The sequence below is a fragment of the Enterocloster sp. genome (genome assembly GCF_057861365.1).
This window is the reverse complement of sequence record NZ_DBMACH010000019.1, coordinates 19,989-39,762: the sequence shown is the minus strand read 5'-3', so window position 1 is coordinate 39,762 and position 19,774 is coordinate 19,989. Positions and strand designations below refer to the sequence as shown.

The window sequence follows — 19,774 nt, the reverse complement described above, 5'->3', positions numbered from 1 at the left end:
CGTGTATCCGGCAATGAATTTTATAAATGTCTGCTCTCTGTGATGAGAGTATTGCGCAGATGATGGAGGTAATGAATATGAAGCGCGTTGCAGTTAAATTCAATCAGCCGGATCAGATCATTGATTTTGTGCGAATTATGAATCGGTATGAATATGATGTAGATGTAAAATGTGGAAGCAGGATCGTAGATGCAAAGTCAATCGTAGGTGTGCTGGCTCTGGCCAAATCCAGGACAGTGGAGGTGATTGTTCACACAGATGAATCCTGTGAAGATTTGATGGAAGAAATTTCCAGATATGCGGCATAATAGGAGGCTTGCGCCCGTTCTGTTTAAATATAAGCAGAATGGGCGTATTTTGTTTGAGTGCGTGTTATGCTTCTTAAAAAAAACTTGCATATCTTCCAAAAACGTGTATAGTTATGTATGAAAAAATAAATAAGCAGAGTAGGCTTATGCGCGTTAAGTGCCGGCTGGACAGGGAGTTGCCAGTCAGACGAAAGTAAGGAGCGGCTTTGTGCCGATCCTTCTGCGGTGCATGGGCCGCATCCCGCTGCATCAGAGAAGATCATAGGGATTTGATTATCTCCGATTGTAGTTTGAGAGGTCTGCAAAGGAGGTAATTTTTTTATGACAAGATTAGCAACTTTGTTTACCTGTTCCTTCCGCCGGTTAAAAGAGGTAAGGACCGTTACCGTTTGTGCCATGCTCGGGGCTATCGCTATCGTGCTGGGGTCATTAAGCATTGATCTGGGACCGTCTGTCCGTATTGGCTTTTCAGGTATTCCAAATGAACTGGTCCACTATCTGTTTGGTCCTGCGGCAGGAAGCCTGTTTGCGGGGGCGCTTGATATTTTAAAATATATGATCAAGCCTGTGGGCGGATTTTTCCCCGGTTTTACCCTTGTGGCGATGCTGGCAGGTGTGATCTACGGTTCTTTCTATTACAGAAAGCCCTTAAGTCTGGGGCGAGTATTTGCCGCTCACCTTGTTGTGAGCCTGGTTTGTAATGTACTGCTTAATACGCTGTGCCTGTCTCTGCTTTACGGAAAGGCATTTATGGTGCTTTTGCCGCCAAGAGTGATTAAAAATCTTATCATGTGGCCCATTGATTCCCTGATCTTCTTTCATATTGCAAAGCTCCTGGAAGCAGCAGGAATATTCAGGTTCCTGGGCGGAAGGGATCAGAACCGTTTATAAAAGGAGGAGTTGCCATGAAATTAAATACCGGTATGCGCTGCCATGACCTGTGTGAAAAAATGGAGATGGAAAAGGTGTTCCAGCTGGCAAAGGAAAATGGAGTGCACCAGATCCAGCTTGCTTTTGCCAAATCCATCAGCAATTATGACTTTACCACCGGTCATTACAACCCTGGATTTGCCCGCTACATTAAAGAACAGCTGGATAAAAACGAGATCCATGTGGCTGTTCTCGGCTGCTATATTAACCCTACTAATCCTGTAGAAGAGCTGCGCAAAAAAGAGGTATCCCGTTTTATTGAACATTTAAAATATGCCCGCATCATCGGAGCAGATATGGTAGGAACAGAAACCGGCCGTCTGTCCTCGGATTTTCGTGTGACTCCTGAAACGTATTCAGAGGACGGTTATCAGCTTCTGTTAAAGAGCATGAGAGAGATTGTCTCTGCTGCTGAGAAGCTAGGAGTGATCGTAGGAGTAGAGGGCGTGTTCGACCATACCCTTTACAGTCCGGCGCGGATGAAGCGGTTTTTGGATGACATTGATTCCCCGAACGTAGAGGTGATTTTAGACAGTGTGAACCTGATCCATCCGGATGAGGTGGCACCTGAGGCTCAGGAAAGAGTCGTTCGCCAGGCTTTTGAGTATTATGGCGACCGGATCAGCGCCCTTCATGTGAAGGACTTTGTGTTTGATGGCCAGAATCAGCTGTTTAGGCACGTTGGCGAGGGCCTGTTCTGCTATGAGCCTCTGATGAAGCTCATTAAGGAGAAAAAAACTCATATCCCGGTGCTGCTTGAAAACTCCAGCAGAGAACGTTTCCACAGCGATGTGGCCTTCCTGCAGGAGATTTATGACCGGGTATAATAAAAAGAATAGAAACAGACGGATGATCCCGGACAATTCTGCGCGCTGGAAAGGGCAGAGTTGGCCGGGATTTTTCACTTCTTTTTGTGAAACAACACCAGCATCCCTCCATACACCAGGCTGATAAAGCCGATCTGCACGGCAGCATTCAGAAAAACAGGAAGGGAGGACAGAGCGGGAATAAAAGCGCATAAGGCGAAATTGATTCCAAACGCGATCAAAAGAATCAGCACCGGTTTTACAACCATGGAAAAAACGTCCCAGCCAATAGGGGCGATGCGGTTAAGGCTTAAGCAGCACATAAGAGCCAGAGCCAGTTCGCTTGCCAGAAGCCCCCATAGATATCCCCGGATTCCAAAGGAGGGAATGGCAAAGAGGACAAAGAGCAGTCGAAGAATCATGGCGGCTACATTCTGGAAAAAAGTGGATGAGGTTTTTCCGAGGCCGTTCTGTATGCTTCCCAGCGTGGTTGCAAGGTACATAAAGGGGCAGAGCCAGCAGAGGGTGGTGATAAAGGCTCCGGCCTGCTGGTTGTGAAACAGGCTGATTCCCAGCGTATTGCCAAAGCGGGTAAAAATGCCGATGCACAGGATTCCCATATAGCAGCTGCAGCGGATGGAAAGCGCCAGCATGGAAGAGATGCGCTCCTTATTTCCGCGCGACTGGGCTTCTGCCGCTGAGGGGAGCAGCAGAACTGCCATGGAATTTGTGATGGCAGAGGGAAAGAAGATAAAGGGCATGGCCATGCTGGTCAGGACGCCGTAAAGGGACAGGGCCTGGGGATCTGAAAGGCCAAATGCGGTTAAACGGTCCGGGATCCAGATGGCCTCCGCACTTCCAAGGATATTTAATACAAGACGATTCCCCATCAGGGGCAGAGCCAGGATTAAAAGAGAGGACAGTACCTGAAAAAAGGAGTGTTCCGTCCCAAAGGAGTGTTCCGTCTCGGGGGAAGACGAATAAGGAGCCTGTGACAAAGGGGGAAGATTCTGGAAGCCTGGAGCAGGACGTTTTTCAGACCGGGGCGGAAATGCTCCCAGACACATAAGGGTAAAGAGAGCAGAGGCCATTTCACCGGCCAGATGGCCGTAAAAAGCCAGATCTACCGTAACAGGCCGGCCTTTTTCTGTCCAAACACAGACGATCAGCCACACAGTCACCATGCGTATTCCCTGTTCAGCCACCTGGGAAAGAGCAGGAACCCTTGTTTTCTGCATTCCATAATAGTATCCGTTAATACAGGCGTGAAGGGCGCAGAAAGGAACGGACAGAGCGATAACAGGAAGAAATGGGGCGCATCGGGGCTCTAAAAGCACATACCGGGCCAGGGGAGTGCGAAAGGAAGTGATGAGCCAGGCTAAGAGGGCAGAAAGGCTTAGAGATACGGACAGGGCAGCCATAAGAGCCTTTTTGCCCTGAGATTGACGGGCAGCCACATATTGGCTTAGTGCGGTCTGGAGGGAACCGGCGCAGAGTGCAAAGCAGATGCCAAAAAGCGGGTGTACCATCTGATAAAGTCCCAGACCTTCCGCCCCAATGGTCCGGGAGAGATAGATCCGGTAGAAGAATCCCAGAATCCGGCAGATCAGGCCGGTAAAGGTCAGAAGAAGGGTGCCGGTAAGAAAGGCTTTTTTGCGGGGAGTCAGCTGGAGCATGGTCGGGGCCTCCGAAACCGGAAAATTATTATTACTATATGAAAAGAATAAGAATATCAGAACCGAATTATTTTATAGTATTCCTATTGAAATTGTAGGAATACTATGGTATAGTAAGGACAGAATGAAAGAAACAGAAAGGCGGAGCGTTTTAATATGGAAAAAATGATATATCTTGATAATGCGGCAACCACAAAGACCCGTCCTGAGGTAGTAGAGGCCATGCTTCCCTATTTTACAGAATTCTATGGAAATCCTTCCTCTGTATATACATTTTCAGCAAAAAGCAAAGAGGCTGTAACAAAAGCCAGAGAGATCATAGCAGACTCCCTGGGAGTAAAGAGCAATGAAATCTATTTCACAGCAGGAGGAAGCGAAGCGGATAACTGGGCCCTGGTGGCTGCGGCAGAGGCTTATGAAGCCAAGGGGAAGCACATTATCACAAGTAAAATTGAACATCATGCCATCCTTCATACCTGTGAATATCTGGAAAAAAGAGGGTATGAGGTCACTTATCTGGATGTGGATGAAAATGGCGTAGTAAAGCTGGATGAGCTGAAAAAGGCCATCCGCCCGGATACCATTCTTATTTCTATCATGTTTGCAAACAATGAGATCGGAACCATTGAGCCGATTAAGGAGATCGGAGCCATTGCAAAGGAGCACGGTATCCTGTTTCATACCGATGCGGTACAGGCATACGGCCATGTGCCCATTTCAGCGGACGAGTACAACATCGACATGCTCAGCGCCAGCGGCCACAAGATAAACGGCCCCAAGGGAATCGGCTTTCTGTATATCCGAAAGGGCGTAAAGATCCGTTCCTTTATCCACGGCGGAGCCCAGGAGCGCAGACGCAGGGCGGGAACGGAAAATGTTCCAGGCATTGTGGGCTTTGGAAAAGCGGTTCAGCTTGCCATGGATGAGATGGAAGAGCGGACCAAAAAGGAAGTTGAGATGCGGGAGTATCTTATGGAAAAAGTGCTGCGGGAGGTTCCCTTTACCCGGATCAACGGTTCCCGTACCAGCCGTCTGCCGAATAATATCAATTTTGCCTTCCAGTTTATTGAGGGTGAGTCCCTTTTGATCAAGCTGGATATGGCCGGAATCTGCGGTTCCAGCGGATCGGCCTGTACCTCAGGCTCCTTAGATCCTTCCCATGTGCTTCTTGCCATTGGTCTTCCCCATGAGATTGCCCACGGCTCTCTGCGTCTGACCTTAAGTGAGGAAAATACCATGGAGGAAATGGATATAACAGCAGATAAGATTAAGGAAATCGTAGCATATTTAAGAGAGCTTTCCCCTCTGTATGAGGATTATATGAGAAAACACAGCCGTTAAAGGGCGAAAATGACGAACAAGGAGAAGAGACGATGTATACAGAAAAAGTAATGGATCATTTTGAACATCCCAGAAACGTAGGAGAGCTTGAGAATCCAAGCGGCGTAGGAACGGTGGGAAATCCCAAGTGCGGCGACATCATGCGTATTTATCTGGATATTGACGAAAACCAGATCATCCGGGATGTAAAGTTTAAAACCTTTGGCTGCGGAGCTGCCGTAGCAACCAGCAGCATGGCAACAGAGCTTGTAAAGGGAAAAACGGTGCAGGAAGCCATGCAGGTTACAAATAAAGCTGTGATGGAAGCACTTGACGGACTGCCTCCTGTTAAGGTACACTGTTCATTGTTAGCAGAGGAGGCCATTCACGCCGCCCTCTGGGATTATGCACAGAAAAACGGTATTACCATTGAGGGTCTGGAAAAGCCCAAGGATAATATCGAAGAAGAGGAAGAAGAGGAAGACTATTGAGCAAAAAAGTTGTAGTAGGCATGTCCGGAGGAGTCGATTCCTCCGTGGCAGCCTGGCTGTTAAAGGAGCAGGGTTATGATGTGATCGGAGTAACCATGCAGATATGGCAGGATGAGGATACCGAGGTCCAGGAGGCAGAGGGAGGCTGCTGCGGTTTGAGCGCAGTAGATGACGCCCGCAGAGTCGCCATGGAACTGGGTATCCCTTATTATGTTATGAATTTTAAAGAGGAATTTAAGTGCAGGGTAATGGATTATTTTGCCCAGGAGTATCTGGCGGGGCGCACCCCCAATCCATGTATCGCCTGTAACCGCTATGTGAAATGGGAGTCCCTGCTGCAGAGAAGCCTTGCGATCGGGGCGGACTGCATTGCAACAGGCCATTATGCAAGGATTGCAAAGCTGGAAAACGGCCGTTTTGCCCTTGAAACCTCTGTGACGGCGGCAAAGGATCAGACCTATGCCCTTTATAATCTGACCCAGGATCAGCTGTCAAGGACATTGATGCCGGTAGGAGATTACACAAAGGATGAGATCCGCCAGATGGCCCAGAAGCTGGGCCTTCCGGTGGCATCCAAGCCGGACAGCCAGGAAATCTGTTTTATTCCGGATCACGACCATGCCTCCTTTATTGAGAATTATACAGGCAAAGAATCAAAGCCCGGAAATTTTGTAGATCTTAAGGGAAATGTGATCGGCCGCCATAAGGGCATTACCCATTATACGGTCGGCCAGAGAAAGGGCTTAAATCTGGCTATGGGCCATCCGGTCTTTGTCACGGCCCTGCGTCCGGAGACAAACGAGGTGGTGATCGGGGACAGTCAGGATGTATTTACCAGTACCGTGCGCTGCAATAGGCTCAACTGGATGGCTGTGGACGGGCTTCACGGCAGAGAGACGAGAGTGAAGGCCAAAATCCGCTACAATCACGGCGGAGCTATGTGCACTATCCGCGAAATAGAAAATGGAGAGGTAGAATGCAGGTTCGATGAGCCTGTACGGGCTGCGGCTCCGGGACAGGCTGTGGTATTTTATGAAAATGGCTATGTAGTGGGAGGAGGAACTATCCTATGAGGCAGAGGGGCGGAGCAGAACGCGCAAAAACAGTCCGAATGTTTTTCTGGAAGAGAGGTGTTTTAGCCGCTGCAATGGCCGCGCTTATTTTATCAGGCTGTTCAGAGTATGAGTCCAGTGAAGAACTGCGGGCACAGGCCGGTACAGAGGCGCAGGCTGATGGAGAAGTACAGGCTGCTGCAGAAGTTCGGACATCCAAACAGACGGAGACCGGAGCGGATATTTCCGGCCGCTCCCAGTCCAGAACACGGGCTGCAGTGCCGGAATTTGAAACGGTTTCCGATCGGGTTTATGTAAATACAGAGGGCGGCGCCATAGCTGAAAATGGCAGGCAGGTTTTATTGGATCCGAACTGGGATTATGCAGAGTTTGCAAAGATTACCTCCGGAACGGCGGTTCTCTATCAGAGCCAGACGGCAGAGAGAAAGAACCTTACCATCTGCGTCAATGCAGGTCATGGTACCAAAGGAGGCGCTTCTGTAAAGACTCAGTGTCATCCAGACGGCAGCCCCAAGGTCACAGGAGGCACTACGGGAGCGGGAGCTGTGACAGCCGCGGCGGTATCCGGCGGCATGACCTTTGACGACGGTACGCCTGAGAGCAGCGTTACCCTTTCCATGGCGCTCATTTTAAAGGATAAGCTGCTGGCAAAGGGCTATGATGTGCTGATGATCCGTGAAACAGAGGATGTCCAGCTGGATAATATCGCCAGAACACTTATCGCCAATAATGCCAGCGACTGCCACATTGCGCTTCACTGGGATTCCACCTCCAGCAATAAGGGAGCCTTTTACATGAGTGTTCCAAACAATGTCGCTTACCGGAATATGGAGCCGGTAAAATCAAACTGGCAGAAGCATAACGCGCTGGGAGAAAGCCTGGTTGCGGGGTTAACGGAAAAGGGGGTTAAGATCTTTTCCGGCGGCTCCATGGAGATGGATCTGACCCAGACCTCCTATTCTACCGTTCCGTCTGTGGACATTGAATTGGGAGATAAGGCCTCTGACCATTCCCAGGCCGCGTTAAAACAGCTGGCGGATGGCCTGGCAGCCGGTATAGACCAGTATTTTGCCGGATAGGGAACAGATGAAAAAATATCAGAATTCTTAAGAGAAAAGATGAAATCGTAAGAAATATATTTGCGTTTTACATGGACAGCAGAGCTGTTTTGGAGTACAATAGCAGTATCATCAGTGACAATTTAAGAGGAATTTCTTTACCGAGGAGGTTACGCTATGAGAAAAATGAAACGTTTCTTTGCTGTCCTGCTATCAGCCGCGCTGCTTTGCCCTATGACCGCCTACGCAGATAATTCTGAGGATGCAAAAGCTCTTTATCACCAGGTATCCGAAACTCAGAAATCCATTACAGACATGAACGCCTTTGCTGATTTTAAGATTTCCATCGGAGGCAGTATCCTGGAGGATACAGGCGTAGATGCCATGAATCTGCGTATGGAAATGAATATGAAGATGAACCATATGACAGAGCCTCAGCAGATGCGCTACATGATGTATTCCCGTACGACTATGGACGGCATGGAAGAGCCGATGATCATTTCCGCATATTATCAGGACGGCTGCTACTATCAGGATTCCATGGGACAGAAGGTAAAGATGCCTATGGATATAGGAACTATGATGGAGCAGAGCATGGCATCCGCTATGGCCTTTGAGGATGAGTTTGAGAATTATTTATCCAATTTCCGTTTATGGGATGAGGGAGAAAATAAGGTGATCGGCTTTGTGGCTGAAGCCGACCAGATGAATGAATATTTCCAGATGGTGATGAGTTCTACCGGCATGAGCGGACTGTTAGATACGGCAGGCATTACCATGGGCGATGTGATCTATGAATATGTGATTGATCCGGCAGGAAACTGCATTAAGATGCGCATGAAGATGGATATGGCAATGGAAGCAGATGGTGAAAGCATCACCATGAAGCTGGACGGCGATATCGGCATCGCAGACCCGGGCCAGCCCGTAGAGGTTCCCACAGTTCCTGATCCGGAGGCATATCAGGATTTTGAAACTCTGATCGCAGAGGCTGTACAGGCAGAGCAACAGTAAAAAGACAGGAAATTTAAAAGCAGGTTATGAAGAACCGGCGCAGACCAAAAGCGCCGGTTCTTTTTCCTGAACTAATTGCACCCTTTTGCGGAATGTGGTACAATTTTACAAGAATGTGTTGATAAGGAGAAAATGAAAATGAGTGATACGCAAAACACCGTTGCAGCTGTAAAGAAGGAGCTTCTTACCCGGCTGGGACATGACGCTGATATTTTTGTACTGATTTCCCTGTGCACAAGGGAACCGTATGTGGTATGTGATCCGGAAACCTTTGATGACGAGGTATTCTTATACTTAAATGAGGAGGAGGCAAAAACAGCAGCAGCCGGCCTCGCAGAGCAGAAGATCCCTGTTTCCGTTGCAAAGGTAAACGGTAAGGATATGCTGGTATTTTTTACCAGTCTTTATGCTATGGGCGTGAATGCCCTGATCGTGGAGATGAACGGGGAAAAGGCTTCCATGCAGGTAGGAGATATTGTAAAGCGCAAGTCTCCGGATGATATGCCCCAGGGAACCGTGTGGGTGGAAAATCCATCCCTTCATCTGACTGCCATCTATCTGGCTCAGGAGATGAGACGGCCGGCAGCTGAGGCAGAAGCAGAGGCGCGGGCAGAACGGATCAAAGAGCTCAATGAGGAGCTGACAGCCGATTTCCGCAAGGGCAGCTATATTTTTGCCATTCAGAAAGAGGAGAAGGGGATTCCTCTTGTAAAGATGAAGGACGGACAGCTGTTCCAGCCTGCTTTTACAGATATTCTGGAGTTCCAGAAATTTAACCGCGACAATAAGCTGCGCCCGGTTGTGGTGGAGGCAGAAAAGGTGCCTACCGTACTGGCGGCTGAAGCAGGCGGCATTATTTTAAATGTGCTGGGAGTAAACCTTCCTTTGACTGTAAACCGTCCGGGGGTTCAGAGACCGGAAGCACCTGCGGCTGAGGCTGTGCCTGAGCAGGCATGAAAAAAACAGTTGTAGGTCTGTTGGCCCATGTAGACGCCGGAAAGACTACCCTGTCGGAGGCTATCCTTTACGGCGCCGGAGCCATCCGCAGGCTGGGGAGAGTGGACGACAGGGATGCGTTTTTAGATACCTTTGAGCTGGAGCGGGCCAGAGGGATTACCATTTTCTCCAAACAGGCCGTTTTTTCCATGGGCGATACGGAAGTGACCCTTATGGATACGCCGGGCCATGTGGATTTTTCAGCAGAAATGGAGCGCACCCTTCAGATCCTGGACTATGCCGTTCTGGTGATCAATGGAGCGGACGGCATCCAGGGCCATACGGAAACGCTGTGGAGGCTGCTAAAGCGCTATCAGATTCCGGCCGTTTTGTTTGTCAACAAAATGGATCAGGCGGGTACGGATAAGGAGCGCCTGATGGCAGAGCTAAAGGATCGTCTGGATGAGGGCTGTGTGGATTTCGGAGGCTGGCAGGCAGATGGGGGAGAATGGAATCCCGGAATAGACGAGAGGGAGAGCTTTGCAGAGAACCTGGCGGTCTGTGATGAGGCGGTGCTGGAAACATATCTGGAGACAGGAGAGATTGGCAGGGAGGAGATTATCCGCATGACAGCCGGCCGGAAGCTTTTTCCTGTATTTTTCGGATCAGCCCTTAAGATGAAGGGGATCGAGAGCTTTTTAAGGGGGCTTTTTGAAATTGTCCGGGCTCCGGAGGGAAGCTCTTCTTTTGGTGCCAAAATCTATAAAATATCCAGAGACAGTCAGGGAAACCGTCTGACCCATTTAAAGGTTACCGGAGGAGTCCTTCGTGTGAAGGATGCGCTGATCGGGGAAGAAAAGGTCAACCAGATCCGGATTTATTCCGGATCAAAGTATGAGACGGTTCAGGAGGCGCAGACAGGCACGGTCTGCGCAGTTACCGGCCTTCTTTCCTCTGCTCCGGGACAGGGGCTGGGAGCAGAGGCTGCTTCTGAGCTTCCGGTACTGGAACCGGTGCTGACCTATCGCATTCTTCTTCCGGAAGGTACGGATGTGCATAAAAGCCTCCGGGATCTGCGCCAGCTGGAGGAGGAGGAGCCGGAGCTTCACATCCTCTGGGAAGAGGCGACCGGTGAGATCAAGGCTCAGGTTATGGGCGAAGTACAGATCGAGATTTTAAAAACGCTGATCCGTGAGCGATATGGTCTTGAGGCAGAGTTCGGCACGGGAAATATCGTGTATAAGGAAACAATCCTGGAGCCCATAGAGGGCGTGGGCCATTTTGAACCTCTGCGCCATTATGCGGAGGTGCATCTTCTTCTGGAGCCTGGGGAACCGGGAAGCGGCCTGCAGTTTGACACAGTCTGCAGCGAGGATGTGCTGGACCGGAACTGGCAGAGGCTGGTGCTGACCCATCTGGAGGAAAAACGTCACAGAGGCGTTCTTACAGGGGCTGAGATTACGGATATGCGGATTACCCTTTTAACCGGACGGGCCCATATTAAGCACACAGAGGGAGGGGATTTCCGCCAGGCGACGTACCGGGCTCTGCGCCAGGGGCTGCGTGCGGGAAAATGCCGCCTGCTGGAGCCGTATTATGGGTTCCGTATGGAGATTCCTGCGGAGAATCTGGGACGGGCAATGGCAGATATAGAACGGAAAAACGGCGTATTTGATCCTCCGGAAACCGAAGGGGATATGGCGGTTCTTACAGGAAAAGGGCCGGTGGTGAATCTGAGGGATTATCAGAGAGAGGTCACTGCCTATACAAAGGGAAGAGGACGGCTGTCCTTGTGGTACAGGGATTATGAGCCCTGCCACAATGAGGAGGAGATCATCGGCCAGGCAGGATATGATCCGGAGGCAGACCTGGAAAATCCAACCGGTTCTGTATTCTGCTCCCATGGAGCCGGTTTTGTGGTACCCTGGGATCAGGTGGAGGACTATATGCATCTGGAAAGTCCTTTAAAGAAGAAACAGGCGGAGAATGAGGCTGAAAGGAAAGTATCTGCCGCGGATGTCCGTTCCAACGGTTCGGAGCCGGGCCGTGTTTTGGGCGGTGCAGGAGGCTCCTGGACGGATGATAAGGAGCTGGAAGCTATTTTCGAGCGCACCTTCGGCCCGGTACGCCGGAAAAATCCTGGCCAGGAGGGAGCGAGAAGCCGGGTTTTTGCCAGTGAAAAGAAAAGAAAGCCGGAGGAAAAAAAGGAGGAGGAAACAGAGTACCTTCTTGTGGATGGCTATAATATTATTTTCGCCTGGGAGGAACTCAGGGAGCTGTCGAAAACGACCATTGAGGGCGCCCGCCACCGTTTGATGGATATTCTGTGCAATTATCAGGGCTATAAGAAATGTACGCTGATCCTGGTATTTGACGCTTACAAGGTTTCAGGGAATACAGGGGAAGCGCTGGACTACAACAACATCCATGTAGTATACACCAAAGAGGCGGAAACAGCGGATCAATATATTGAAAAGCTGGCTCACCGCATTGGGCGGAAGTACAGCGTGACCGTGGCTACCTCAGACGGTTTAGAGCAGCTGATCATTTACGGACAGGGCTGCCGCCTGATGTCTGCAAAAGATTTGAGAGAGGATATTGAGTGGACGGAGCAGCTGATCTGCGAGGAGAAAAAACGCCTGGGAGCACCTGGCAAACATTACCTGTTTCAGGGAGCAGATAAAGAGCTGAATGATTATCTGGAAGAGATCCGGCTGGGACGAAAGGAAACAAAAACGCAGGAGTAGTGTGCGCCTCAGACGTACATATTCGGAAAAGAGAGATAAGAAATGCTGTATACATATCCCCATTATTACAGAATGTTTCAGTGTATCGGGTCAAAATGTCCCGATACCTGTTGTTCCGGATGGGCAATTATGATTGATGATAAGGCCTTAAAACGGTACCGGAAGACAGAGGGTTCCTTTGGAAACCGCCTGCATAATTCCATTGACTGGAAGGAGGGTTCCTTTCTGCGCTATGAAGGGCGCTGTGCCTTCTTAAATGAGGAAAATCTCTGCGATCTTTATATTGAACAGGGAAAGGACAGCCTGTGCCGGACCTGCAGGCAGTATCCCCGCCATACAGAGGAATTTGAGGGCTGCCGAGAGATTTCTCTGTGTCTTTCCTGTCCGGTGGCTGCAGAACTGATCCTTGGCTGTAAGGAACCGGTCCGCTTTCTGGAAAAGGAGGATGAGCGGGAGGAAACCTATGAGGACTTTGATTTTTTTCTGTATACAAAGCTCATAGATGCCAGAAGCCTTATTTTTAAACTGCTCCAGGACCGGAAGACGCCGGTTTCCCTGCGGCTTTCCATGGTGCTGGCTTTGGGCCATGACTTTCAGGGAAGGATTCGGAGAAACCGGCTTTATGAAGCCGACGCCCTGTTTGCCAGATATGAACGGGAGGATCGGATCAGGTATTTTGAAGAAAAGAAAATTCAGGGAAGTCGGTATGATTTTCTTAAAAAGCTGTTTTCCCTTTTGGGGGAAATGGAGCCCTTAAACCTCAAATGGCCTTCCAGAAGGGGGAAAATCGAAGGCTCTCTTTACGGAAATGGGGAAGAGGCTTATAAAAAGGCCTGGAACGTATGTTTAAAGGCCTGTCCTGAACTTGAATTATGGACTGAGCAGCTGATGGTATACTTTGTATTTACCTACTTTTGCGGAAGCGTTTACAATGAAAATCCTTATGGAAAGCTTAAAATGGCCCTGGCCTCTGTACTGATCATTCAGGATATGGCTTTAGAGCGTTTTATGGAGCAGGGAAGCCTGGATGTAAAGGCCATGGCGGATGCAGCACACACCTATTCCAGAGAGGTGGAGCATTCAGACGAAAACCGCCTGCTCTTGGAGGAGCGCCTTACAAAGGATCCGCGGTTTGGATTGAGGGATTTTCTGGGGGCCATGCTGTAAGGGATTAAGCCTGTAAAATGCAGAAACAAACGTTCAAAGGAATGGACATTCCGCCGGGAAAGGATTATAATAAAAAGAGTGTCTGCTTCTGGCAGAAAAGGAAACTGAAATTTGGAAGGAGAATATGATCATGAGCGAATGTAATCATGACTGCGGTTCCTGCAGCGCAAACTGTGAGAGCCGTACAACAGATAAAACAGGCTTTTTAGAGGCTCTGGCTCCGGAAAGCAAGGTGAAAAAGGTCATCGGCATTGTGAGCGGAAAGGGCGGTGTGGGCAAATCCCTTGTAACCTCCATGCTGGCTGTAAGCATGAACCGCAAGGGCCATCACACAGCCATTCTGGATGCGGATATTACAGGCCCTTCGATCCCCATGGCCTTTGGCGTGGCAGACGAGAGACCGGCTGTGACTCCGGACGGACGTCTGATGATTCCGGCAAAATCCTTAGAGGGCGTGGAGATCATGTCTGCCAATCTGCTTCTTGAAAACGCCACAGATCCCGTGATCTGGAGAGGCCCTGTGATCGCAGGCGCTGTAAAGCAGTTCTGGACGGAAACCCTGTGGCAGGACGTGGACTATATGTTTGTGGATATGCCTCCGGGAACCGGCGACGTGCCTCTGACGGTTTTCCAGTCTCTTCCGGTAGACGGAATTATCATCGTTACCTCTCCTCAGGAGCTGGTAAGCATGATCGTGGCAAAGGCTGTTAATATGGCAAAGAAGATGGATATCCCCATTCTGGGCGTAGTGGAGAACATGAGCTATCTGGAATGTCCGGACTGCAAAAAACACATCTATGTATTTGGCGAAAGCCATGTGGAGCAGGCAGCACAGGAAAATGGCTTAAAGGTTCTGGCTCAGATCCCGATTGATCCGAAGATCGCTCAGATGGTTGACGGCGGACGGGTAGAGTACATCGAGATGCCATGGTTTGAAAAGGCTGCAGAAGCAGTGGAAGCTCTGTAGGACAATATGAGGTGGCAAAATCAATGAATACGAATCTTAGCCCCAACAGCGAACTTCACCAGTCCATCGTCCGTGTTCCGGATGTGGCCCAGGTTCCGGATATCTGGCTGGATCAGGCAAGACAGTTCCAGCAGGTGATGATGCACTATACCTGCGCCATCCGGGAGGTAAAAACGAAGCTGGAGGTCTTAAATGACGAGCTTTCGGTAAAGAACCAGAGAAACCCCATTGAGATGATCAAGTCTCGTGTGAAAAAGCCGTTGAGTATTGTGGAAAAGCTGCAGCGCCGGGGACTGGAGGTATCTCTGGAATCGATGGTTAAAAACCTGGATGACGTGGCGGGAGTACGGATTATCTGCTCTTTTGTAGATGATATTTACGAAGTGGCAGAGATGCTGGTGCGCCAGGATGATGTAAAGGTGATCGCGGTAAAGGATTATATCAAAAATCCAAAGCCCAACGGCTACCGCAGCTATCACATGATCGTGGAGGTTCCCGTATTTTTTACGGATTCCAAGCGTTTTATCCGCGTAGAGGTTCAGATCCGCACCATTGCTATGGATTTCTGGGCCAGTCTGGATCATGAGCTGAAATACAAAAAGTCATTTGTAGATACAGACGGGGAGATCAGCGGGGAATTAAAAGAATGCGCCGATGTGATTGCCCAGACAGATGAAAAGATGCTGGAGATCCGAAAGCGCATTGAAGCTCAGGGAGTAGAGGTGCGCCGGGATTAGGCGCGGTGTATTCCGTTTAATAAAGATAAAAGGACAGGGTTTCAGTGATGTGAAACCCTGTTTTTTTATACAGGGCCATGGCAGGAAGATTCTCTCCCGATACCTGGAGACGGACAGAGGAAAATCCAAGGGCTTTCAGCTGGGGAAAAAGATGGTGCAGAAAAGCCAAAGCCCGTCCCTGTCCGCGAAACGCCTCTTCGGTAAGGAGCTGATACAGATAGACCGAGGAGCCGTGAGCGGAGAGAAGGCAGGATACATGAGGGCAAGAGGCCATTCCTTCTGTTCCCTGAAAGGAAACGGTAAGCTCGTCTGAAAAATCGGCTTCTGTTTTCAGGCGGGCAGATGGAAGGTTTTGAAATGAGTATTCCATCATGTATTCATCAAAGGCTTTTTCGGCTTCAATGGAGTTGAGAACCTGCAGCCAGAGTGTCTGCGTGGGACGGACGGAAAAGAAAAGGTCATCCTCTCCGGGACAGTTCCCCTTTTGGCAGGCATTTGCCAGCAGAGCGGAAAAAATCCCCTTCCTGCGGTAAGCTGGATGAACGAAAGGGATTCCTTCCCAGGAATGAAGATCCGTTTGGAACAGGAGCAGGCAGCCGGTCAGTTCGTCATTTTCATCAGCAGCCAGCCAGAGGCCGTCTGCATCTGCCGGCAAAGCGCCGGGAAGGCCGGGGGACGGAAAACAGAGATCAAAAAGAGCGGAAAGCTTTAAATGCCGCCTATGCTCCAGTGCGTCAGCGTAAAAAAATTTCATAGAATTCAGATCCTTTCCGGATATGTTTTCTTTTATTGTAATCGGCCATTGTCCGGAATGCAAGACCGGGTGGATTGTATTTCCTTTGTATTTTATGAATTCAGACCTTGCGCCTGAAAATGGGTGGTGATAGAATAGGACGGCGTATAGGATGGTTGGGAGAGTACATATAAAACAGCAGGAGGAATCCATATGAAGTATGTAAAACAAATTGGCATTATCCTGGGGGTCACCCTGGCAGGAGAGGCCCTCAGCCACTTTCTTCCGTTTCCAGTACCGGCAGGCGTATACGGCCTTTTTTTAATGCTGACAGCCCTGATGAGCGGGATCGTGAAGCTGGAAAGCGTAGAGGGGACCGGAAATTTTCTCATGGATACCATGAGCATGATGTTTATTCCGGCTACCGTAGGGATTATTGAAAGTGCAGACCAGCTGCGGGAGGTGCTCCTGCCGTTTCTGCTTATTATTGCCACGTCAACGGTGATCGTCATGGCAGTTACGGGAACAGTGGCCCAGAGAATGGTGGAGAGCGGAAATAAGAAAGAGGAGGACTAAGAGGATGAAGGAAATACTGAAGGAATTTTTGGAACAGTCACAGTATTGGGGATTTGTATTCAGTGTCGGAGCGTATTTGTCTGCCTGCTGGCTGAAAGAAAAGACAAGGCTTGCTCTTTTAAATCCGCTTCTGGTGTCAGCGGCTGTTATCATTGTTTTTCTTTTGGGAACAGGCGTGGATTATGCGGTCTACAGTCAAAGTGCATCCGGTTTGGGCTGGCTTTTAACACCGGCCACGGTGTGCCTGGCGATCCCTCTTTATAAGCAGCTCCATCTGCTGAAAAAATACGGAGCGGCTGTATTTGCAAGCATTGGATCAGGAGTGGCAGCCAGCGTGGTGAGCATTTTTCTCATGTGCCGGCTGATGGGGCTTTCCCATGTAAATTATGTCACGCTGCTTCCAAAGTCCATTACCACGGCTATCGGAATGGGAGTCAGTGAGGAGGCGGGGGGGATCGTCACCCTGACTGTTATGAGTATTATCCTCACAGGTGTGATCGGAAATGTACTGGGAGAACTGGTATTTCGCATCACGGGGGTGCGCCACCCCATTGCCAGGGGGCTGGCTTTAGGCACCAGCGCTCATGCCATTGGTACCGCTAAGGCGCTGGAGTTGGGGGAGATTGAAGGGGCTATGAGCAGTCTCTCCATCGCTGTGGCAGGTTTGATGACCGTGATCGCAGTTCCGATTGCAGCAAATCTGATATAGGGTTGGTCTTGCAATTCTCGTCTGGTGGTGATAAAATAAACAAACATTCGCACAAAACAAATATATTTTATACAAATCATACAAAGGAGGGGGCTGCGGCGTGTTCCAATTAGATGAATTTATGAATGGGCTGGATCGTCTGTATGAGAACGGACGTATGGATCTGGCAGAAGAATATCTTACAGAAGGCATGAAAACAGCGAGGCAGGCAGATGACAAGGGGGGCATTCTGGCTGTTTTAAATGAACTGATAGGATATTATCGTGTAAGGGGAGAGTATGAAAAATGTGTGCTTTGTGCGAAAGAGGCGATGGAGCTGGTGAGGGAACTGGGGCTTTCCGGAACACTTCATCACGGAACTACCTGTTTGAACGCAGCCACCGGCTTTCGTGCGGCGGGAAGGTATGAGGAGGCAGAAGCGGCTTACAGGGAAGCCGAGAAGGTATACGCCTCTCTTTTAAAGGAGCCGGATTACCGTCTGGCGGGCCTTCACAATAATCTGAGCCTTCTGTATGCGGAAACCGGACGGCTTTCGGAGGCAGAGAAAAGGGGCTTAAAGGCGCTTGATATGATCCGCCGTCTTCCTGACGCTCAGGCAGAGTGTGCTACAACGCTGACCAATCTGGGAAATATCTGCTTTAAGATGCACCGCACAGCCAGAGGCGCACGGTATATGAAGGAGGCGGCAGCGCTTTTTGAAAACCTTCCCGGAAATCCGGATCCCCATTACCCTTCTGCTCTGGCCGGTCTGGCGGAAGCCTGTTTTCATCGGGGCGAACTGGATGAGGCGGAAGCGTATTACAGACAGGCTATGGAGCTCATCAACCGTCTGTACGGAAAAAATGACGGATGGCAGACGTTAAACCGCAACCGGGAGCAGGTTCTTGATGTGAAAGCCCGAAGAGAGGCCTTTGAAAAGAGCGGGATCTGCGGACTGGATCTGGCAAGGAGCTTTTATGAACAAAAGGGCCGTCCTATGCTGCTGGAAAAATATCCTGCCTACGCGGACCGGATTGCCGCAGGCCTGGCGGGAGAAGGCTCAGAATGTCTGGGATTGGATGATGTATATTCTACAGATCACGATTTTGGTCCCGGCTTCTGTTTCTGGCTTACAAAAGAGGACTATGAAGCAATCGGAGAACAGCTTCAGGCAGATTATGACAGGCTGGCAGAGAGTTTTAAGGGGATTCCCGTGCGAAATACGACAAAAGAGGGAGCGGGCCGCGTGGGAGTGATCGAAATCGGTGCTTTTTACAAAAAGCTTACCGGTCTGGAACATGCTCCAGAATGCAAAACGGCTGAGGGCATGGCCGCATGGAACAGGATCCCTCCGGAGCAGTTAAGAACTGCGGTCAGCGGAGCTATTTTTGAAGATAAACTGGGAGAATTTACCAGACGCAGGAGGGAATTTGAAGCCTGTCCGGAAAAGGTACGCCTGTACCGTCTGGGACTTTGTCTGGGAAAAATGGCCCAGTCCGGACAGTATAATTATGAGCGGGGCCGCCGCAGAAGGGATATCGGGATGATGCAGGCCAGCCTTGCAGAGTTTATTCAGGCTTCTGCAGAGGCGGGATATCTTTTAAACCGCCAGTATATGCCCTTTTATAAGTGGAGATTGCGGGCTATGGAGGCGTTTATCTGTGTGCGGGAGCTTAAGGGAGCGCTGGAACAGCTGGCAGGCAGCCGTCCGGACGAGGAGGAAACAGAGGAGCGGATTGAGAATGTCTGCGGGATTATTTTAGATGAACTGAAGAAGCAGGGGCTGACAGACAGTGACGAGCTGTTTTTAGAGCGCCAGAAGGCGGAAGTTTTATCGCGGATGGAAAAACTTTCTGGGGAGAAAACACAAAAAGAGGAGAAATCTTCTGAATCTGATGCTGCTCCGTCAAAGGAAATCAGGACTCTGGCAGATGAGATTACCGCTATGGAGTGGCAGCAGTTTACACAGGTGAAAAATCAGGGCGGACGGGCTTCCTGTCAGGAAGATCCTTACACTTTTGACATTATGCGCAAAAGCCAGTTTTATACCTGGGATCTGCCGGTGTTGGAAAGTTATCAGGAAGATTTAAAAGAGGCCAAACAATCAGGCTGGAACCTTTTGACGGAAAAGTATGCCAGGATGATGGAGCATACTGCGCCGGAGGAATATGATGCATTAAAGGATCGTCTGCCTTACAGGGATCCGGCAAGAAAAGTCCTGGAGGAGCTGCTCGTTTCCCTTATGATGGACTGGACAAGGGAAACAGCAGAAAAATTCCCCTCAGTTATGTCTATGGGGCGCAGCCTTTCTGCATCAGAGGACGGGATATTCAATACTTCAAGTGAAACGTATCTAAAAGGCGAGCTTGGTACATATTCCGACAAAACCTTAAAGCTTTATGCAGCCATGCTTTTAAAGCGGATGAAGGATGGGCGCAATCCGGTCCGGGAAACGCTGGAGCATACAGTGGCTTTTTACGGATATCCTTCCCTTGAGGAAGCGGAGCAGAAGCTTGGCAGCAGATAGGAAAAGGAGGTATAGGGGTT

Annotated in this window: 18 protein-coding genes and 1 riboswitch; of the genes, 16 read left to right on the top strand and 2 right to left on the bottom strand. The window is 49.7% G+C overall.

Annotated features, from left to right (window positions below; translation table 11 throughout):
• The first annotated feature begins 77 nt into the window (after nt 1-77).
• The 3 genes from ACZM6M_RS15505 (at nt 78) to ACZM6M_RS15495 (ending at nt 2,065) form a co-directional block, all read left to right on the top strand.
• Nucleotides 78-308 carry an HPr family phosphocarrier protein gene (locus ACZM6M_RS15505; RefSeq protein WP_337433428.1) on the top strand — a complete coding sequence of 77 codons (231 nt, stop codon included), beginning with the start codon at nt 78-80 and terminating at the stop codon, nt 306-308.
• Between the two features lie 132 nt (nt 309-440).
• Nucleotides 441-557: riboswitch (THF riboswitch) on the top strand.
• Between the two features lie 72 nt (nt 558-629).
• Nucleotides 630-1,199 carry a folate family ECF transporter S component gene (locus tag ACZM6M_RS15500; RefSeq protein ID WP_066546889.1) on the top strand — a complete coding sequence of 190 codons (570 nt, stop codon included), beginning with the start codon at nt 630-632 and terminating at the stop codon, nt 1,197-1,199.
• A 14-nt stretch (nt 1,200-1,213) separates the two neighbouring features.
• Nucleotides 1,214-2,065, top strand: a complete 852-nt coding sequence (locus tag ACZM6M_RS15495) for a sugar phosphate isomerase/epimerase family protein (protein ID WP_337433429.1) — start codon at nt 1,214-1,216, stop codon at nt 2,063-2,065.
• 74 nt (nt 2,066-2,139) lie between these two features.
• Here the strand turns inward: ACZM6M_RS15495 and ACZM6M_RS15490 are convergent, their stop codons facing one another.
• Nucleotides 2,140-3,720 (bottom strand): oligosaccharide flippase family protein, encoded by a 1,581-nt coding sequence (locus ACZM6M_RS15490; RefSeq protein ID WP_489490545.1) that lies wholly within the window; start codon nt 3,718-3,720, stop codon nt 2,140-2,142.
• Between the two features lie 156 nt (nt 3,721-3,876).
• On the opposite strand from ACZM6M_RS15490, the gene nifS reads away from it, so the two are divergent.
• From nifS to ACZM6M_RS15440, 10 genes are all read left to right on the top strand, one after another.
• Complete coding sequence (gene nifS / locus ACZM6M_RS15485) at nt 3,877-5,061, top strand: cysteine desulfurase NifS (RefSeq protein ID WP_066546896.1); 1,185 nt, start codon at nt 3,877-3,879, stop codon at nt 5,059-5,061.
• A gap of 32 nt (nt 5,062-5,093) precedes the next feature.
• Nucleotides 5,094-5,531 (top strand): Fe-S cluster assembly scaffold protein NifU, encoded by a 438-nt coding sequence (nifU, locus tag ACZM6M_RS15480; protein ID WP_066546899.1) that lies wholly within the window; start codon nt 5,094-5,096, stop codon nt 5,529-5,531.
• Nucleotides 5,528-6,604 carry a tRNA 2-thiouridine(34) synthase MnmA gene (mnmA, locus tag ACZM6M_RS15475; RefSeq protein WP_081422916.1) on the top strand — a complete coding sequence of 359 codons (1,077 nt, stop codon included), beginning with the start codon at nt 5,528-5,530 and terminating at the stop codon, nt 6,602-6,604. Before nifU ends, mnmA begins: the two co-directional genes overlap by 4 nt.
• Nucleotides 6,601-7,683, top strand: a complete 1,083-nt coding sequence (locus ACZM6M_RS15470) for an N-acetylmuramoyl-L-alanine amidase family protein (protein ID WP_489490544.1) — start codon at nt 6,601-6,603, stop codon at nt 7,681-7,683. Before mnmA ends, ACZM6M_RS15470 begins: the two co-directional genes overlap by 4 nt.
• Before the next feature lie 156 nt (nt 7,684-7,839).
• Nucleotides 7,840-8,676 (top strand): DUF6612 family protein, encoded by an 837-nt coding sequence (locus tag ACZM6M_RS15465; protein ID WP_066546905.1) that lies wholly within the window; start codon nt 7,840-7,842, stop codon nt 8,674-8,676.
• Between the two features lie 138 nt (nt 8,677-8,814).
• Complete coding sequence (locus tag ACZM6M_RS15460) at nt 8,815-9,633, top strand: SseB family protein (RefSeq protein WP_066546911.1); 819 nt, start codon at nt 8,815-8,817, stop codon at nt 9,631-9,633.
• A complete protein-coding gene (locus tag ACZM6M_RS15455) occupies nt 9,630-12,359 on the top strand; it encodes an NYN domain-containing protein (protein ID WP_489490543.1) in 2,730 nt (909 codons plus the stop codon). Before ACZM6M_RS15460 ends, ACZM6M_RS15455 begins: the two co-directional genes overlap by 4 nt.
• 42 nt (nt 12,360-12,401) lie before the next feature.
• On the top strand, nt 12,402-13,526 hold the full coding sequence (gene fliB, locus ACZM6M_RS15450; protein ID WP_489490542.1) for a flagellin lysine-N-methylase: 1,125 nt from the start codon (nt 12,402-12,404) through the stop codon (nt 13,524-13,526).
• Between the two features lie 130 nt (nt 13,527-13,656).
• Nucleotides 13,657-14,493 carry a P-loop NTPase gene (locus ACZM6M_RS15445; protein ID WP_489490541.1) on the top strand — a complete coding sequence of 279 codons (837 nt, stop codon included), beginning with the start codon at nt 13,657-13,659 and terminating at the stop codon, nt 14,491-14,493.
• A gap of 23 nt (nt 14,494-14,516) precedes the next feature.
• Nucleotides 14,517-15,230: a GTP pyrophosphokinase gene (locus ACZM6M_RS15440; protein ID WP_066546921.1), complete on the top strand. Its 714-nt coding sequence runs from the start codon at nt 14,517-14,519 to the stop codon at nt 15,228-15,230.
• Between the two features lie 16 nt (nt 15,231-15,246).
• Here the strand turns inward: ACZM6M_RS15440 and ACZM6M_RS15435 are convergent, their stop codons facing one another.
• Nucleotides 15,247-15,984 (bottom strand): GNAT family N-acetyltransferase, encoded by a 738-nt coding sequence (locus tag ACZM6M_RS15435; RefSeq protein WP_337433436.1) that lies wholly within the window; start codon nt 15,982-15,984, stop codon nt 15,247-15,249.
• A 192-nt stretch (nt 15,985-16,176) separates the two neighbouring features.
• On the opposite strand from ACZM6M_RS15435, the gene ACZM6M_RS15430 reads away from it, so the two are divergent.
• The 3 genes from ACZM6M_RS15430 to ACZM6M_RS15420 all read left to right on the top strand — a co-directional run bounded on the left by ACZM6M_RS15430 (nt 16,177) and on the right by ACZM6M_RS15420 (nt 19,754).
• Nucleotides 16,177-16,539, top strand: coding sequence for a CidA/LrgA family protein (locus ACZM6M_RS15430; RefSeq protein ID WP_066546927.1), 363 nt, complete (start codon nt 16,177-16,179; stop codon nt 16,537-16,539).
• 4 nt (nt 16,540-16,543) lie between these two features.
• Entirely contained in the window at nt 16,544-17,248 is a 705-nt protein-coding gene (locus ACZM6M_RS15425; protein ID WP_337433437.1) for an LrgB family protein, read from the top strand.
• Between the two features lie 100 nt (nt 17,249-17,348).
• Nucleotides 17,349-19,754, top strand: a complete 2,406-nt coding sequence (locus ACZM6M_RS15420; RefSeq protein WP_489490540.1) for a DUF4125 family protein — start codon at nt 17,349-17,351, stop codon at nt 19,752-19,754.
• The last annotated feature ends 20 nt before the right edge of the window (nt 19,755-19,774 follow it).

What these genes read in the sequence shown, in the direction of transcription:
- ACZM6M_RS15505 (WP_337433428.1), top strand. Translation starts at nt 78, where the DNA reads ATGAAGCGCGTTGCAGTTAAATTCAATCAGCCGGATCAGATCATTGAT.
- ACZM6M_RS15500 (WP_066546889.1), top strand. Translation starts at nt 630, where the DNA reads ATGACAAGATTAGCAACTTTGTTTACCTGTTCCTTCCGCCGGTTAAAA.
- ACZM6M_RS15495 (WP_337433429.1), top strand. Translation starts at nt 1,214, where the DNA reads ATGAAATTAAATACCGGTATGCGCTGCCATGACCTGTGTGAAAAAATG.
- ACZM6M_RS15490 (WP_489490545.1), bottom strand. Translation starts at nt 3,720, where the DNA reads ATGCTCCAGCTGACTCCCCGCAAAAAAGCCTTTCTTACCGGCACCCTT.
- nifS (WP_066546896.1), top strand. Translation starts at nt 3,877, where the DNA reads ATGGAAAAAATGATATATCTTGATAATGCGGCAACCACAAAGACCCGT.
- nifU (WP_066546899.1), top strand. Translation starts at nt 5,094, where the DNA reads ATGTATACAGAAAAAGTAATGGATCATTTTGAACATCCCAGAAACGTA.
- ACZM6M_RS15470 (WP_489490544.1), top strand. Translation starts at nt 6,601, where the DNA reads ATGAGGCAGAGGGGCGGAGCAGAACGCGCAAAAACAGTCCGAATGTTT.
- ACZM6M_RS15465 (WP_066546905.1), top strand. Translation starts at nt 7,840, where the DNA reads ATGAGAAAAATGAAACGTTTCTTTGCTGTCCTGCTATCAGCCGCGCTG.
- ACZM6M_RS15460 (WP_066546911.1), top strand. Translation starts at nt 8,815, where the DNA reads ATGAGTGATACGCAAAACACCGTTGCAGCTGTAAAGAAGGAGCTTCTT.
- ACZM6M_RS15455 (WP_489490543.1), top strand. Translation starts at nt 9,630, where the DNA reads ATGAAAAAAACAGTTGTAGGTCTGTTGGCCCATGTAGACGCCGGAAAG.
- fliB (WP_489490542.1), top strand. Translation starts at nt 12,402, where the DNA reads ATGCTGTATACATATCCCCATTATTACAGAATGTTTCAGTGTATCGGG.
- ACZM6M_RS15445 (WP_489490541.1), top strand. Translation starts at nt 13,657, where the DNA reads ATGAGCGAATGTAATCATGACTGCGGTTCCTGCAGCGCAAACTGTGAG.
- ACZM6M_RS15440 (WP_066546921.1), top strand. Translation starts at nt 14,517, where the DNA reads ATGAATACGAATCTTAGCCCCAACAGCGAACTTCACCAGTCCATCGTC.
- ACZM6M_RS15435 (WP_337433436.1), bottom strand. Translation starts at nt 15,984, where the DNA reads ATGAAATTTTTTTACGCTGACGCACTGGAGCATAGGCGGCATTTAAAG.
- ACZM6M_RS15430 (WP_066546927.1), top strand. Translation starts at nt 16,177, where the DNA reads ATGAAGTATGTAAAACAAATTGGCATTATCCTGGGGGTCACCCTGGCA.
- ACZM6M_RS15425 (WP_337433437.1), top strand. Translation starts at nt 16,544, where the DNA reads ATGAAGGAAATACTGAAGGAATTTTTGGAACAGTCACAGTATTGGGGA.